This window comes from Microbacterium sp. AISO3, from assembly GCF_002204305.1.
GTDB lineage: Bacteria > Actinomycetota > Actinomycetes > Actinomycetales > Microbacteriaceae > Microbacterium > Microbacterium arborescens.
Genome location: NZ_NHRF01000045.1, coordinates 1 through 571 on the forward strand (window position 1 = coordinate 1; position 571 = coordinate 571).

General features: G+C 58.8%; 1 protein-coding gene. It reads right to left on the reverse strand.

Features of this window, described 5'->3' with window-relative positions; all coding sequences use genetic code 11:
• Positions 1 to 571 (reverse strand): phage portal protein (locus CBF90_RS16225; RefSeq protein WP_141097199.1); only part of this gene is annotated, 571 nt, incomplete at both ends.

Consider the following 571-nt stretch of genomic DNA (forward strand, 5'->3'; position numbering starts at 1 on the left):
CAGTGACTGCTCAAACACGGAGTAGCCGTTATCCGTATCCTGAGCCGTCTGCAGGTTCAGTGAGTCACCCGGCATCAGGTGCGGTACTTTTGCGCCTCCCAGCCGGACCGGCGCTGCGGCGTAATACGCGGCAATTTCACCAATCCAGCCGGTCAGCCTTTCCCGCTGCTCCTGACTGTTCGCGCCCAGAATAAAATCCATCGCTGACTGCGTATCCAGCTCACTCTCAATGGTGGCGGCATACATCGCCTTCACAATGGCGCTCTGCAGCTGCGTGTTCTGCAGCGTGTCGAGCATCTTCATCTGCTCCATCACGCTGTAAAACACATTTGCACCGCGAGTCTGCCCGTCCTCCACGGGTTCAAAAACGTGAATGAACGAGGCGCGCCCGCCGGGTAACTCACGGGGTATCCATGTCCATTTCTGCGGCATCCAGCCAGGATACCCGTCCTCGCTGACGTAATATCCCAGCGCCGCACCGCTGTCATTAATCTGCACACCGGCACGGCAGTTCCGGCTGTCGCCGGTATTGTTCGGGTTGCTGATGCGCTTCGGGCTGACCATCCGGAAC